Origin of the sequence: Mycobacterium sp. (genome assembly GCF_046091765.1) — a bacterium.
Taxonomy (GTDB): Bacteria; Actinomycetota; Actinomycetes; order Mycobacteriales; family Mycobacteriaceae; genus Mycobacterium.
The window spans coordinates 1-13,398 of the sequence record NZ_JBJTCF010000117.1 but is presented as its reverse complement, the minus strand read 5'-3'; the positions used below and the strand labels follow the sequence as shown (position 1 = coordinate 13,398).

Sequence of the window (13,398 nt, the reverse complement as noted above, 5' to 3'; positions counted from 1 at the left end):
CGGGCGGTGCTTCTGGTCGTCCGTGCGATGATTCCGACCCGGGAGGTTGTCGTGGGTTCCTGTGAGGTCGCCGAAGCGGGCATCGCCGATCTCCGCGCAGCCCTCGAGGACGGAAGGACCACCAGCGCCGCGCTTGTCGAGGCCTGTCTGCGTCGCATCGAGGCCTATGACCGCAACGGGCCCGCGCTGAACTCCGTGGTGGTCCTCAACGGGGAGGCCCCGGCCGAGGCGGCCGCCTCCGACCGGCGCCGCTCCCGCGGCGAACTGCTGGGTCCGCTGGACGGCATCCCCTACACCGCCAAGGACAGCTACCTCGCCCAGGGCCTCACCGCGGCCTGCGGATCGCATGCGTTCGCCGGCCTGGTCGCCGGCAGGGATGCCTTCGCGATCGAACGACTCCGGCGCGGCGGGGCGATCCTGATCGGGCTGACGAACATGCCGCCGATGGCCAACGGCGGCATGCAGCGCGGTCTGTACGGGCGCGCCGAAAGTCCTTACAACGCCGACTATCTGACCTCCGCCTACGGGTCGGGGTCCTCCAACGGATCGGGCACCGCCACCGCGGCCAGCTTCGCCGCGTTCGGGCTGGGGGAGGAGACCTGGTCCAGCGGACGGGCGCCGGCCAGCTACAACGCCCTGTGCGCCTACACCCCGTCGCGCGGGGTGATCTCGGTCCGGGGCAACTGGCCGCTGGTGCCGACCATGGATGTCGTTGTCCCGCATACCCGCACCATGGCCGACCTGGCCGAGGTGCTCGACGTCATCGTGGCGGACGATCCCGAGCCGCGCGGTGATCTCTGGCGGCTGCAACCGTGGATCCCGATACCCCGCGCGTCGACGATTCGCCCCGCGTCCTACCGCGCACTGATACCCCGCGATCGTGCGGCGGCGCACGAAGTATTGTCCGGCAAGCGGTTCGGCGTGCCGCGCATGTACATCAACGCCGACCCCGACGCCGGTGTCGGCGAGAATCTCGGTATCGGTGGCGCAACCGGTCAGCGGATCGACACCCGGCACTCCATCCTCGAGTTGTTCCAGGCCGCCGCTGCCGACCTGATCGCCGCCGGCGCCGACGTCGTGATGGTCGACCTGCCGGCGGTGTCCAACTACGAACGCGACCGCGCCGACGCACCGTCGATCAAGACCCGCGGGCTGGTCAGCCGGGAGTTCCTCGACCGCGAGATCCTCGACCTCTGCGCCTGGTCCTGGGACGACTTCCTGCGGGCCAACGGCGATCCGGCGATCCCCGACCTCGCCGCCGTGGACGGCAGCCTCATCTGGGTCAAGGCCCCCGGGGAACTGCCCGACCGCACCCAGGGGTTCGACGACGACATCAACGGGTATCCGGACTTCATCCGGGCCCACCCCATCGGCTCCTTCCTCGACATCGAGCACCTGCAGGACGGGATGCGGGGGCTGGAAGAGACGCGAAAGGTCGACTGGGAGAAGTGGATGCACCGGCGTGGACTCGACGCGGTGATCTTCCCGGCCGTCGCCGACGTCGGCCCCGCCGATATGGACGTCAACCCGGCATCGGCTGATCGCGGGTGGCGTAACGGGGTCTGGGTGGCCAACGGCAACCTCGTGCCCCGCCACCTCGGCATCCCGACCGTCACGGTTCCGATGGGCCTGATGGCCGACACCGGCATGCCGGTCGGGCTGACCATCGCCGGGCACGCCTATGACGACACCAAGCTGCTGTCCTACGGTGCCGCTTTCGAAGCCACCGGACAGCGGCGCGTCCCTCCGCCGCGCACCCCGCCCCTCTGAGAGGTCGTCGATCGTGACTGACATCCCCGCTTCCGGCTACCGGATGCCCGCCGAAACCGCTCTGCAGGAACGGATCTGGATGGCCTTCCCCTGCGAAGGCTACAGCCTGGGCGATACCGAAGAAGAGCAGCACGAGGCGCGCTCCACCTGGGCAGCGGTGGCGCACGCGATCGCCGACTTCGAACCCGTCACGATGGTGGTGCTTCCAGGTGACCGTCCGATCGCCGACCGGTACCTGTCGTCGGAAATCGACATCGTCGAGGCCCCGCTCAACGACGCCTGGATGCGCGACATGGGTCCGACGTTCGTTCACGCCGCCGACGGCTCGGTCGCCGCGGTGGACTGGGTGTTCAACGGGTGGGGCGCCCAGGACTGGGCGCAGTGGGACCTCGACGCGAGGATCGGCCGGGTGGTCGCCGAGGCCGCCGGAACACCCGTCATCGACTCCCCGATGGTCAACGAGGGCGGCGGCATCCACGTCGACGGCGAGGGCACGGTGCTGGTCACCGAAACGGTGCAACTCGATCCCGGTCGCAACCCCGGTTTGACCCGGGCCGATGTCGAACGCGAGTTGAGCCGAACCATCGGCGCCACGCACGCGGTCTGGCTGCCGCGCGGTCTCACTCGGGATTTCCAGCGTTTCGGCACCCGCGGGCACGTCGACATCGTCGCGGCGATCACCTCGCCCGGCCGCCTGCTGCTGCACACCCAGTGCGACGAATCCCATCCGGACTTCGCGGTGTGCCGGGAGATCCGGGCCGCGCTCGAGGGAACCCACGATGCGGCCGGACGGAGCTGGGAGATCGCCGAGATGCCCGCCCCGGTGACGCTGACCGACGCCGAGGGCTTCGTGGACTACAGCTACATCAACCACCTCGTCGTCAACGGCGGTGTCATCGCCTGCGGCTTCGCCGACGTCAACGACAGCACCGCCGCCTCGATCCTGGCCGAGGAGTACCCCGGCCGCACGGTGGTCACCGTCGACGCCCGCCCACTGTTCGAACGGGGCGGCGGAATCCACTGCATCACTCAGCAGCAGCCGGCGCCGCTTTCGGCAGCAGAGGCCGCCCTGGCGCCGAGCACCGCGGCTTCGTCGTGACCTACGACGACGTCGATTTCGGCCGCTTCGGGGGACTTGGTCACCGGGTGCCGCCAGACGCCCGACGCACTGGCGTCCGGTGGATAATCCTCTGATGGCCCCCGATGACATCGACGCCCTGCTGACCGGGCTGGTCGAGCAGTCCCCGCCCGGCCGGGAGCGGCTGGTCGGTCTGCTCCGCAGCACCTGTGCCGGCGTGCTGTCGCTGCCCCCGCTGCCCTCGGACATCGTTGTTGCCCAGCCGGAGTCGGCAGAGGAAGCGGTGATCGCCGACTTCGCCGCACAGTTCAGCGTCGACGTCGCCGGGATCTCCGATGAGCAACGGGCCGCACTGGGCGCCGCAGCGGGGCGGGCCACCTTCCCGGTGGTGGTCCAGATGTTCCTCGCGGATTTCCTCCCGCGGGCCCGGGCCGGACTGACGGCACTGGGCCAGCCGGCGGCCTGGGTGCCGGACCGGCCGGCCTGGCAGGCCGACGCCGACGCCTCGGAGCTGGTGTTCACCGGGCTGCTGCCCGCGGTGGCGCGGTTGCGTGAGCTGGATCCGCTGACCACCGAGGTGGTGCGGCTGCGCGGCGCGGTGGCGCACGACTGCCGGCTGTGCAAGTCGCTGCGGGAGGGTAGCGCTCTGGATGCCGGCGGGTCGGAGACCCTGTATTCCGACATCGGAAGTTTCGAGGACTCCCCGCTGCTCAGCGACGCCCACAAGGGCGCGCTGCGCTACGCCGATGCGCTGATCTGGTCGCCCGGCCGCATCGAGCCCGCGACCGTCGCCGCGGTGCGCGAACACTTCAGCCCCGGTCAGGCCCGCGAGCTGACTCTTGACGTGATGCGCAACGCCAGCAACAAGATCGCGGTGGCCCTCAAAGGTGACGCTCCCCGGGTCGAGCACGGGACCGAACGGTATTCGATCGACGCCGACGGCCAGACCGTCTTCGGATGAGGGGCAGCGATGGCGGTGGGCAAGCTCTCGGAGGTAGTGATCGATTGCCGCGACTGCGACCGTCTGGCCTCGTTCTGGTCGGCGGTCCTGGGCGGAACCCCGCAGCGTGAGTCCGAGGAATGGGTGTGCATCCGGATGCCGGATGGTTCCACGGCGGTGTCCTTCCAGCAGGTTCCCGAAGAGAAAAGCGTCAAGAATCGGGTGCACCTCGATGTCGCCGTACCCGACCTTGAGGTGGCGGCCGCACGTTGCGTCGAACTCGGTGCGACCCGGCTCACCGGCCCCAACAGCGATCCGGTCGGGGACTTCATCGTTCTGCTCGACCCCGAGGGCAACGAGTTCTGCGTCGTCACGGACTGAGTGCTCGGCCGGTCCTGCGGTGGCGGGGTGGCGGGGGCTCGTGCCGCTAGGCTTCACAGAGCGTCCGGGCAGGCCGGGGCGCGGGGCGGTAGCTCAGTTGGTTAGAGCCGCGGACTCATAATCCGTTGGTCGTCGGTTCAAGTCCGACCCGCCCTACCGCCGATCCGTTCGGTCAGCCGGATGACCGGCAACTCCCGGTCGGTCTGCTCTTGGTACTTGGTGAATCGGTCCGACTTGGCGGTGATCGCACGCCAGGCTGACTCGCGCTCGGCTCCATGCAGTTGGGCGGCAGTGACGGGGATCGTCCGCCCGCCGATGTCGATCTGAACCTGATCCGGGTGAGCGGCGATGTTGTAGTACCAGGCGGGATTGCGGGGTGCGCCGGCCGCCGACGCGACGATCAGCCAGCTGCCGTTGTCGCCGGGAAACCAGACCAGCGGCGTGCTGCGGGGTTCACCGCTCTTGCGTCCGACGGTGGTCAGCACCAGCCCGTCGGTGCCGCCCATCAGCTTTCCGCCCTTGCGGATGCGCCGGGTGATGACGGCGTTCATCAGCCGCAGAAACCGGCCCTTGGGCTGGCGGGCACCTCGTGACCCGTTGCTCGTGGTGAAGCTCACGGTGCACTCCGATCTGTTCGGTCTTTGAGTACTGCCTGCGCGGCACGGCGCCCGCTCACCAGCGCACCCTGGATCGAGGACGTGTCGCGATGATCACCGGCCACGTAGACCCCCCCGTCGGTGCGAACGGGGCGCTGCAGGGCGAACGGCACCGGCATCGCCGGCAGCGCGTAGCGGATCGGGTAGCTCGCGATGAGCTCCCAGTCCCCGGTCGGCACCCCGTAGAGCCACGCGAGGTGCTCGCGCACTTCGTCGTCACGCTCCGGGTGGTCGGCCGCGCCGAGTGCCGACGCCGCGACCAGGGCACTGCCCGGCGGCGCGTAGTCGGGGGCGGCGTGGCTCATCACCACGGTGTTGACCAGGGGTCCGCGCCGAGCGCCGTCGAGGACGAGCACCGCCTCACCGTCGGCGAGTTCACCCGGCGCACAACTGGGCCGGTAGTACCACGTCGTGACCGAGTGGGCAGCGGGCGCGCGGACGCCGGTCACCAGGGCGGCGGCGCTCGCCGGATCGGTCGCGACGATCACGGCCTCACCGGTGTGCGTGTCACCGCCGACGACGTCCACACCGTGTGCGGAGACCGCACCGACCCGGTGTCCGAGTCGGATGTCGAGCCCGGCGGCGAGTTGCTCGGGTATGCGCTGCATCCCCAGGGCCGGCACGCTCGGGGTGCCCCGGACGAACGACTTGAGCACCACATCCAGGAAGCGCCGTGACGTGGCGAGCTCGGACTCCAGGAAGACCCCGGAAAGGAACGGCCGAAGCACCGTCTCCATCAGCGTGCGGTCCACACCGGCCCGGCGCAGTGCCTGCTCGCTGGTGACGTCGGGGGTGCGACCCAGGTCCGCGACCGACCGGATCGCGCAGGAGGCCGCGTAGGCGCCGAAGCGCGCGGTCGCCAGCGGGGAGCCGATACCCGCCCGCAGGGACGGCAGGGCCCACGAGGGCTTGCGACGCGGGTCGGCGATCCGCTGCACGCGGCGACGCCCGCCCCGCTCGAGGACGATCCGCGCGCCGGCGACGAACGCCTTGAGGTCGAGGGCCCGGTGGTCGAGGACCCGGGCACCCTCGGGGTAGGCCGGGTTGTAGAGCTGGAAGCCGCGATCCAGGCGATAGCCGTCGACCACGTCGGTGCGGATCCGTCCGCCCACGGCGTCCGAGCCCTCGAGCACCACGACCTCCACGCCCCGGCGGGTGAGGTATCGCGCGGCGGCCAGGCCGCTCAGCCCGGCTCCGACGACGACGACGGCCATGGCGCTCACTATTCCGGAGCGCCGGGGGCTGATCCATTCGGGGCTGGCCGGGCGCTGACAGTAAGCTCAGCGCCATGGAACTCAAGGGAGTTAGCGCGATCGTCACCGGCGGCGCATCGGGTATCGGCGCCGCCACCGCGACCCAGCTGGCCGATCTCGGCGCCCGTGTGGTGATCGCCGACATGCAGGCCGAACGCGGGCAGAAGCTTGCCGGGGAGATCGGCGGTGTGTTCGTGCCGGTCGACGTCACCAAGACCGAGCAGATCGTCGATGCCGTCAATACCGCGATGGATCTCGGACCCCTGCGCGCACTGGTGAACTCCGCAGGTGTGGGATGGGCGCAGCGCACCATCGGCAAGGACGGGGAGTTCGCCTCGGCGCACGATCTGGACGCCTACCGCAAGGTCATCGCGATCAATCTGGTCGGCACCTTCGACTGCATCCGCCTGGCGGCCACCGCGATGAGCAGGCTCGAACCCACCGACACCGGTGAGCGCGGCGCGATCGTGAACATGACCAGTGTCGCGGCCTTCGACGGCCAGATCGGCCAGGCCGCGTACTCCTCATCCAAGGGCGGGGTGGTCGGACTGACGCTGCCGGTAGCCCGCGACCTCGCCGCGGTGGGAATCCGGGTCAACACCGTGGCGCCGGGCCTGATCGACACCCCCATCTACGGCGAGGGTGAGGCCTCCGAGGCGTTCAAGGCCAGGCTCGGCCAGTCGGTGCTGTTCCCGCACCGCCTGGGCAAGCCGGAGGAACTGGCGTCGATGGTCATCGAGCTGATCACCAACTCGTACATGAACGCCGAGGTGGTCCGCGTCGACGGCGGCATCAGGATGCCGCCCAAGTAGAAAGGACTGCCATGACGATCACCGCCGCCGCACCGCCGACGAAGGACGTCTACTCTCCGCTGGAACTGTTCGACACCGACCGGCTGCTCGACGACGACGAACGCGACATCGCCGCGACGGTGCGAAAATTCGTCGACACCCGGCTCAAGCCCAACGTGGCCGACTGGTTCGAATCCGGCAGCCTGCCCAAGGAATTGGCCCGCGAGTTCGGCCAGCTCGGTGTGATGGGTATGCACCTGCAGGGTTACGGCTGCGCGGGCACCAACGCCGTCAGCTACGGACTGGCCTGTATGGAGCTGGAAGCCGGGGACAGCGGCTTTCGCAGTTTCGTCTCGGTACAGGGATCGCTGTCGATGTTCTCGATCTACCGCTACGGATCCGAGGAACAGAAGCAGCAGTGGCTGCCGCGTCTGGCGGCGGGCGAGGCGATCGGCTGCTTCGGGCTGACCGAGGCCGATTTCGGCTCCAACCCGGCCGGCATGCGCACCCGCGCCCGACGGGACGGCAGCGACTGGGTGCTCAACGGAACCAAGATGTGGATCACCAACGGCAACCTCGCCGATGTGGCCACGGTGTGGGCGCAGACCGATGACGGGATCCGCGGATTCCTGGTGCCCACCGACGCCCCGGGGTTCACCGCCAACGTCATCCACAAGAAGTTGTCGTTGCGCGCATCGGTGACCTCGGAGCTGGTTCTGGACAACGTCCGGCTGCCGGCCTCGGCGCAGTTGCCCGAGGCGCGCGGACTCGGTGCGCCGCTGTCGTGTCTGAACGAGGCCCGCTTCGGCATCGTGTTCGGCGCGATGGGCGCTGCACGCGACGCGCTGGAGACCACCCTCGCCTACACCGCGAACCGCGACGTTTTCGACCGGCCGCTGTCCAGCTACCAGCTGACCCAGGAGAAGCTGGCCAACATGACCGTGGAACTGGGCAAGGGCGTACTGCTGGCCATTCACCTGGGTCGCATCAAGGACGCCGACGGCATCCTGCCCGAGCAGATCAGCCTGGGCAAGCTCAATAACGTCCGGGAGGCCCTCGCCATCGTCCGGGAGTGCCGAACCCTGTTGGGCGGCAGCGGAATCACCCTCGAGTACTCCCCGCTGCGGCATGCCAACAACCTCGAGTCGGTGCTCACCTACGAGGGCACCTCGGAGATGCACCTGCTGTCGGTCGGTCGGGCGCTCACCGGGCACGCCGCCTTCCGCTGACATGGTCGAGACCATCCGACAGCTCATCGCCGGCCGGTGGCGCGACGGGTCGGGTGGCACGCTCGCGAGCGTCAATCCGGCCCGGCCCGCCCAGGTCGTCGCCCAGGGCAGTCGCGGTGAGGTCGCCGATCTCGATGACGCCGTGGCGGCGGCCCGCGTGGCGCTGCCCGGGTGGTCGGCGACCACGATCCACGCCCGCGGTGCGGTGCTGGCCGATGCGGCGGCCGTCGTCGATCGCAACGCCGACCGGTGGGGTCTGGAGTTGGCGCGGGAGGAAGGCAAGACCAAGGCCGAGGGCATCGGCGAGGTGCGCCGCGCCGCGCAGATCCTGCGCTACTACGGTGCCGAGGGGGACCGGCAGAGCGGGGAGATCTTCGCCTCGCCGCGCGCCGGGGAGCAGATCCTCGTCACCCGCAAACCCGTCGGCGTGGTGGGCGTCATCACCCCGTTCAACTTTCCCATCGCGATCCCGGCGTGGAAGATCGCGCCTGCCCTGGTCTACGGCAACACGGTGGTCTGGAAGCCGGCCAGCACGGTGCCACTGCTGGCGGTGCGACTCGCCGAGGCTCTCACCGCCGCCGGACTGCCGGCCGGGGTGCTCAACCTGATCGTCGGTGACGGGTCGATCGGAACGGCCATGGTCGAGAATGCCGGCGTCGACGCGATCACCTTCACCGGCTCGACCGGCGTCGGCAGGGCGATCGCCGCGGCCGCCGCCGCGCGCGGCATACCGGTCCAGGCCGAGATGGGCGGTAAGAACGCCGCCGTGGTCCTCGACGACGCGGACTTCGATCTGGCTGTCGAGCAGGTGATGTTGGGCGCCTTCCGCTCCACCGGACAGAAGTGCACCGCCACCTCGCGACTGGTGCTCACCGACGGCATCGCCGAGAGATTCCTCGACGCCCTGGTGGCACGGTCCAACGCGCTGGGAGTGGGCGACCCCACCGAGGAGCGGACCGAGATGGGGCCCGTCGTCAGCGAGGTGGCCCGGGCCGGCATCGTCGCCGGCATCGACACCGCCAGGACCCAGGGTGCGACGGTGCTCGCCGGTGGCGGCGCCTACCGCGACGGCGTCCTGGGCGAGGGCTACTTCGTCGCGCCCACCGTGCTCGAACTCCCCGGTCCGGCCGACGTGTGGACCACCGAGTTGTTCGGACCCGTCCTCGCGGTGCGCCGGGCCGCCGACGCGGGGGAGGCGTTCGCGCTGGCCAATGACAGTGAGTTCGGACTGTCCGCGGCGGTGTTCACCCAGGACCTGACGCGCGCCCTGGACGCCATGCAGTGCATCGACGTCGGGGTTCTGCACATCAACTCCGAGTCCGCCGGCGCCGACCCGCACGTCCCGTTCGGCGGTGCCAAGAAGAGCGGGCTGGGCCCCAAGGAGCAGGGCAGCGCCGCGCGGGAGTTCTTCACCCACACCACCACGGTGTACCTGCGCGGCGGAGCGCCGTCCGGATGACCCCGGGAGCCCTCGACGGCGTCGTCGTCGTCGACTTCAGCCGGGTGCTGGCCGGCCCCTACGCCACCATGATCCTGGGTGACTACGGCGCCGAGGTGATCAAGGTGGAGCGTCCGGGTGTCGGGGACGACACCCGGTCCTGGGGGCCGCCCTACGACCCCGACGGTGTGGCGACGTATTTCACCGCGATCAACCGCAACAAACGCTCGGTGACGGTGGACCTTGCCACACCGGCCGGCGTGCAGAAGGCACGGGAACTCGTGTCGACCGCCGATGTCGTGGTGGAGAACTTCCGTCCCGGGACCATGGAGCGACTGGGTCTGGGCTACGAGGATCTGCGGCGGGTTCGCCCGGAGCTGATCTACTGCTCGATCACCGGATTCGGTCACGGCGCCGGTGCCGGCCTGGCGGGCTATGACCTGCTCGTGCAGGCCGTCGGCGGCCTGATGAGCGTGACGGGGCCGGCACCCGGTGTGCCGACGAAAGTCGGCGTGGCACTCGTCGATGTGCTGACCGGTCTGCACGCGCTGTCGGGAATCCTGGCCGCGCTGCACCATCGCGACCGCACCGGGGAGGGTCAGCGGGTCGACACCAATCTGTTGTCCTCGCTGCTGTCGGCGCTGGTCAACCAGGCGTCGGGGTACCTGGGAGCCGCCGTGGTGCCCGGCATCATGGGTAACCGCCATCCCAGCATCACCCCGTACGAGACCTTCGCCACCGCCGACCGGCCGATCGCGGTGGCGGTCGGCAACGACAAGCAGTTCGCGGCCCTCGTCGGCCTTCTCGGTGTTGCGGAGCTGTGTGCAGATCCGAGGTTTGGCTCCAATCCCGATCGGGTGGCCCACCGCGACGCGCTGTGCGCCGTCCTGGGCGAGGTCTTCGCGACCCGCGGCGCAGATCACTGGTATGAGGTCCTCACCGGGGCCGGCGTGCCGGCCGGTCCCATCAACGACCTCGCCGAGGCGTTCGCCTACGCCGAGCGACTCGGCCTGGCCCCGACGGTCGCCGTACCGGGCTGTCGCACCCCCCAGGTCGCCAACCCGGTGACGTTGTCGGCCGCGCCGGTCAGCTACCGGTTGCCGCCGCCGCGACTGGGCGATGAGGCGAACGGCCGCTGAGAACGTCAGTGCCTGGCGGCCGTGCGCTCGATCTGGGTGACGATGTAGTCCAGGACGTCGCGGTGGGGCGCGAAGATGCCGACCCCGAGCGTGTCACTGCGGGCGTCCCAGCTGAAGGCCACCGCGTCGTAGTCGCCGGTGGCGAGCAGTTCATCCAGCCGGTCGATCGCGTCGTCGATGGCTCGTTGACCCTCGGCCAGGCCGGCGTAGCCGCCCGCGCGACCGGTGGGCACGCCGGTGGCTCGCGGCGGCGTGCGGCACTGGTAGGGCCGGATGACGGCATTGCCCCCGCCCGGCGGGCATCCGTGGGCGCTGCCCCGGCGCTGCTGGTGCTCGTAGAACTGCGTCTCGTTGTCGTTGAAGACGAATAGCGTCCGGGCGTACTCGGGTCGGTCGATCATCCAGCCGAAATCGCCGACGCTCCCCGCGCCGCCGTAGCAACTTCGGATCACTTCGAGGGTCATCGGTGGGCTCCTGTCAGGTGTATAACAGGTGTATCGTATGTGTATGGGTCGGACCAACATAGATCTCGACGACGAACTCGTCGCCGTGGTGATGCGCCGCTACGGCGTCGCCACCAAGAAGGAGGCCGTCGATCTCGCCCTGCGCCGTCTCGTCGGTGTGCCCCTCACCCCCGATTTCCTGCTCGGCCTGGAAGGGATCGGCTGGGACGGCTCCCTCGACGACATCCGCCGAGAGCGGCCCGACGAACTGTCATGATCCTGATCGACACCTCCGCGTGGGTCGAGTACTTTCGCGCCACCGGCTCGGCTGCCGCGACGGAGGTGCGGCGACTGCTGTCGAAGAAGGCTGAGCAGGTGGTCATCTGCGAACCCGTCGCCATGGAGATCCTGGCGGGCGCCCTCGCCGAGGATCGGCATACCAAACTTGAGCGATTGGTCAACGGATTGCCCTCGCTGAGAATCGACGACGCCGTCGACTTCCGCAGCGCGGCGGCGATCTACCGCACCGCACGCCGTGCCGGCCAGACGATCCGCAGCATTAACGACTGTCTGATCGCGGCGGTCTCGCTGCGCCACGGCACCCGAATCGTGCACCGCGACGCGGACTTCGAGGTGATCGCGACCATCACCGGACTCGATGCGCGCTACCTGCGCTAGCGAGCCCGAGCGCCTCAGGCGACGTGTTTGTCCAGGAAGTCGTCGATCATCGTCCAGGTCGTCGCCGGCGCCGAGCGCCCTGTCAGCACCCCCAGATGCCCGCCCGGGGCGGTCTCCAACCGGACCTCGGGGGAGTTCGGCAGCAGTTCTCCGACGTGATGGGCAACGGCGACGGGGACGAGGACGTCTCCGGTGCCCGCGATGTTCATCACCGGGACCCGCACGTCGGCGAGGTCGACGAGCTTGTTGGGTCCCTGAATCGTGCCGTGCGCCAGTTCGTTTCGCTGCACCAGGCGTTGATAGACCTGCAAAGTGGCGCGGCCCGGGTAGGCGAGCATGCTGTTCATCAGCCCGTCGATCGCCTCGACCTGGGCCAGGAAATCCCGGTCGTCGCGATAACGCATCAAGGTGATCGGCTTTTTCAGGTAGGTCGTCAGCGACGTCGCCTTGAACAACGGCCCCACGATCTGCGCCGGCAGGCCGCCGAGCATCCGCAGAAAGCCGCCGATGACCCGGCCGCCGGTGTACTTGCCCGCGGAGCGCAGCGGGGCGACCATCTTGTGCTTGCTCAAGTCGAACGGGCTGGCGACCATCGTCACCGACTTGATCGGCAGGTCGTCGTAGGCGGCGGTGGTCAGGATCGAGATCAGTCCACCCAGACACCACCCGATCAGGTGTACCGGTGCGCCGCCGGCGTCGGCGGACACCTTGCGCACCGCGTTCGGTACCACCTCCGAGACCCAGAACTCGATGCCCAGGTCGCGGTCGGAGAGGCCGATCTCGCCGTAGTCCACCAGGTAGGTCCGGTGACCGCGTTGGAGCAGGTGCTCGGTGAGCGAGCAACCGCGGCGCAAATCGAAGCACGCCGACTGGGAGCCCAACGGCGGCACCAGCAGCACCGGATCGCCGCCGAGGGCGACGTCCACCGGCAGAAAGCGGTGCAGAGTGGACTTGTGGCCCTCGTCGATGACCTCCGACGGCATTCGCGTGGTGTCGGCCATGCCGCCCTTGACGAGGAAGTCGAACAGATTGGACACCGCTTGACGGCGTTGCTCCAGCGTCCGGTTTGGCGTCTCGGCCATGTGCCGAGGATACGGCCTCAGACGCGGGCGGAATCCGGTTACGTCACGCCGCACAACGGCGGCTCGCCGGCGGCTATCCGCCGGCCTCGATGGTGGCGACCATCTCTGCGGCCTGCGAACCGCAGACCGGCTGCAGGCTCACCGCACCGCCGGCCAGCAGATCGTCGATGCGGCGTTTGAGGTCACCGGATCCGACGTGTGCCTGCAGGTCCGCGCCCGGGCAGGAGGTCGTGGCGGTGACCTGCTGATGGCTGGCCAGGGTGGCGGAGGTGATGCCGAACGCCTGGGTGGCCCAGGCGAAGGCCAGTGCGGCGCCGTTGAGTTGTGCTTCGCTGACTTTTTCCTCGTCGAAGTTGCCTTCGCAGACCACCAGGAAATGACCGGTGGTGTCGTAGTCGGTGGCGGTGTCCCCGGCGATCGCGGTGCGGCGCAGCGCGAAGATGTTGCCGTCGCGGTCCACGCCGGCGTGGTAGGCGATGTCCACCCAGCCCTTCTCGTCCTGGTGGTAGCGCTGATGCTG

15 protein-coding genes and 1 tRNA gene are annotated in these 13,398 nt (G+C 69.4%); 11 read left to right on the top strand and 5 right to left on the bottom strand.

The genetic code is table 11. The annotated features are described in order from the left end of the window. The first annotated feature begins 27 nt into the window (after nt 1–27). The 5 genes from ACKOB8_RS13340 (at nt 28) to ACKOB8_RS13320 (ending at nt 4,325) form a co-directional block, all read left to right on the top strand. A complete protein-coding gene (locus ACKOB8_RS13340) occupies nt 28–1,770 on the top strand; it encodes an amidase (protein WP_526378004.1) in 1,743 nt (580 codons plus the stop codon). A 43-nt stretch (nt 1,771–1,813) separates the two neighbouring features. Then, nucleotides 1,814–2,869 carry an agmatine deiminase family protein gene (locus ACKOB8_RS13335; protein ID WP_526378096.1) on the top strand — a complete coding sequence of 352 codons (1,056 nt, stop codon included), beginning with the start codon at nt 1,814–1,816 and terminating at the stop codon, nt 2,867–2,869. 91 nt (nt 2,870–2,960) lie between these two features. Further along, nucleotides 2,961–3,809, top strand: a complete 849-nt coding sequence (locus ACKOB8_RS13330) for a carboxymuconolactone decarboxylase family protein (protein WP_526378094.1) — start codon at nt 2,961–2,963, stop codon at nt 3,807–3,809. A gap of 9 nt (nt 3,810–3,818) precedes the next feature. Further along, complete coding sequence (locus ACKOB8_RS13325) at nt 3,819–4,169, top strand: VOC family protein (RefSeq protein WP_526378002.1); 351 nt, start codon at nt 3,819–3,821, stop codon at nt 4,167–4,169. 82 nt (nt 4,170–4,251) lie between these two features. Next, a tRNA-Ile gene (locus ACKOB8_RS13320) sits at nt 4,252–4,325 on the top strand. Here the strand turns inward: ACKOB8_RS13320 and ACKOB8_RS13315 are convergent. Together ACKOB8_RS13315 and ACKOB8_RS13310 are read right to left on the bottom strand one after the other, a co-directional pair. Then, a complete protein-coding gene (locus ACKOB8_RS13315; RefSeq protein WP_526378000.1) occupies nt 4,307–4,786 on the bottom strand; it encodes a nitroreductase family deazaflavin-dependent oxidoreductase in 480 nt (159 codons plus the stop codon). The two genes, ACKOB8_RS13320 and ACKOB8_RS13315, sit on opposite strands and share 19 nt — an antisense overlap. Next, nucleotides 4,783–6,039, bottom strand: coding sequence for a protoporphyrinogen/coproporphyrinogen oxidase (locus ACKOB8_RS13310; RefSeq protein ID WP_526377997.1), 1,257 nt, complete (start codon nt 6,037–6,039; stop codon nt 4,783–4,785). The genes ACKOB8_RS13315 and ACKOB8_RS13310 overlap by 4 nt, the downstream gene beginning before the upstream one ends. Nucleotides 6,040–6,113: 74 nt before the next feature. On the opposite strand from ACKOB8_RS13310, the gene ACKOB8_RS13305 reads away from it, so the two are divergent. Genes ACKOB8_RS13305 through ACKOB8_RS13290 form a run of 4 tightly spaced genes read left to right on the top strand, consistent with a single transcriptional unit; the run spans nt 6,114 to nt 10,675 of the window. Then, entirely contained in the window at nt 6,114–6,890 is a 777-nt protein-coding gene (locus tag ACKOB8_RS13305) for an SDR family NAD(P)-dependent oxidoreductase (RefSeq protein ID WP_526377995.1), read from the top strand. Nucleotides 6,891–6,901: 11 nt separating this feature from the next. Then, complete coding sequence (locus ACKOB8_RS13300) at nt 6,902–8,098, top strand: acyl-CoA dehydrogenase family protein (protein ID WP_526377993.1); 1,197 nt, start codon at nt 6,902–6,904, stop codon at nt 8,096–8,098. 1 nt (nt 8,099) lies between these two features. After that, the gene (locus ACKOB8_RS13295) at nt 8,100–9,557 is read left to right on the top strand and encodes an aldehyde dehydrogenase family protein (protein WP_526377991.1); all 1,458 of its coding nucleotides are present in this window, start codon (nt 8,100–8,102) and stop codon (nt 9,555–9,557) included. Next, nucleotides 9,554–10,675 carry a CaiB/BaiF CoA transferase family protein gene (locus ACKOB8_RS13290; RefSeq protein WP_526377989.1) on the top strand — a complete coding sequence of 374 codons (1,122 nt, stop codon included), beginning with the start codon at nt 9,554–9,556 and terminating at the stop codon, nt 10,673–10,675. Before ACKOB8_RS13295 ends, ACKOB8_RS13290 begins: the two co-directional genes overlap by 4 nt. Before the next feature lie 5 nt (nt 10,676–10,680). Here ACKOB8_RS13290 and ACKOB8_RS13285 read toward each other — a convergent pair whose 3' ends face one another. After that, nucleotides 10,681–11,139, bottom strand: a complete 459-nt coding sequence (locus tag ACKOB8_RS13285) for a hypothetical protein (RefSeq protein ID WP_526377987.1) — start codon at nt 11,137–11,139, stop codon at nt 10,681–10,683. 43 nt (nt 11,140–11,182) lie between these two features. On the opposite strand from ACKOB8_RS13285, the gene ACKOB8_RS13280 reads away from it, so the two are divergent. Both ACKOB8_RS13280 and vapC read left to right on the top strand, forming a co-directional pair. After that, nucleotides 11,183–11,395, top strand: coding sequence for a type II toxin-antitoxin system VapB family antitoxin (locus ACKOB8_RS13280; protein WP_526377985.1), 213 nt, complete (start codon nt 11,183–11,185; stop codon nt 11,393–11,395). Next, nucleotides 11,392–11,796 (top strand): type II toxin-antitoxin system VapC family toxin, encoded by a 405-nt coding sequence (gene vapC / locus ACKOB8_RS13275; RefSeq protein ID WP_526377983.1) that lies wholly within the window; start codon nt 11,392–11,394, stop codon nt 11,794–11,796. The genes ACKOB8_RS13280 and vapC overlap by 4 nt, the downstream gene beginning before the upstream one ends. A 14-nt stretch (nt 11,797–11,810) precedes the next feature. On the opposite strand, the gene ACKOB8_RS13270 is transcribed toward vapC, so the two are convergent. After that, the gene (locus ACKOB8_RS13270; protein WP_526377981.1) at nt 11,811–12,878 is read right to left on the bottom strand and encodes an alpha/beta fold hydrolase; all 1,068 of its coding nucleotides are present in this window, start codon (nt 12,876–12,878) and stop codon (nt 11,811–11,813) included. A gap of 73 nt (nt 12,879–12,951) precedes the next feature. Next, nucleotides 12,952–13,398 (bottom strand): peptidoglycan recognition protein family protein (locus tag ACKOB8_RS13265; RefSeq protein ID WP_526377979.1); only part of this gene is annotated, 447 nt, incomplete at its 5' end.

What these genes read in the sequence shown, in the direction of transcription:
- ACKOB8_RS13340 (WP_526378004.1), top strand. Translation starts at nt 28, where the DNA reads ATGATTCCGACCCGGGAGGTTGTCGTGGGTTCCTGTGAGGTCGCCGAA.
- ACKOB8_RS13335 (WP_526378096.1), top strand. Translation starts at nt 1,814, where the DNA reads ATGCCCGCCGAAACCGCTCTGCAGGAACGGATCTGGATGGCCTTCCCC.
- ACKOB8_RS13325 (WP_526378002.1), top strand. Translation starts at nt 3,819, where the DNA reads ATGGCGGTGGGCAAGCTCTCGGAGGTAGTGATCGATTGCCGCGACTGC.
- ACKOB8_RS13310 (WP_526377997.1), bottom strand. Translation starts at nt 6,039, where the DNA reads ATGGCCGTCGTCGTCGTCGGAGCCGGGCTGAGCGGCCTGGCCGCCGCG.
- ACKOB8_RS13305 (WP_526377995.1), top strand. Translation starts at nt 6,114, where the DNA reads ATGGAACTCAAGGGAGTTAGCGCGATCGTCACCGGCGGCGCATCGGGT.
- ACKOB8_RS13300 (WP_526377993.1), top strand. Translation starts at nt 6,902, where the DNA reads ATGACGATCACCGCCGCCGCACCGCCGACGAAGGACGTCTACTCTCCG.
- ACKOB8_RS13295 (WP_526377991.1), top strand. Translation starts at nt 8,100, where the DNA reads ATGGTCGAGACCATCCGACAGCTCATCGCCGGCCGGTGGCGCGACGGG.
- ACKOB8_RS13290 (WP_526377989.1), top strand. Translation starts at nt 9,554, where the DNA reads ATGACCCCGGGAGCCCTCGACGGCGTCGTCGTCGTCGACTTCAGCCGG.
- ACKOB8_RS13285 (WP_526377987.1), bottom strand. Translation starts at nt 11,139, where the DNA reads ATGACCCTCGAAGTGATCCGAAGTTGCTACGGCGGCGCGGGGAGCGTC.
- ACKOB8_RS13280 (WP_526377985.1), top strand. Translation starts at nt 11,183, where the DNA reads ATGGGTCGGACCAACATAGATCTCGACGACGAACTCGTCGCCGTGGTG.
- vapC (WP_526377983.1), top strand. Translation starts at nt 11,392, where the DNA reads ATGATCCTGATCGACACCTCCGCGTGGGTCGAGTACTTTCGCGCCACC.
- ACKOB8_RS13270 (WP_526377981.1), bottom strand. Translation starts at nt 12,878, where the DNA reads ATGGCCGAGACGCCAAACCGGACGCTGGAGCAACGCCGTCAAGCGGTG.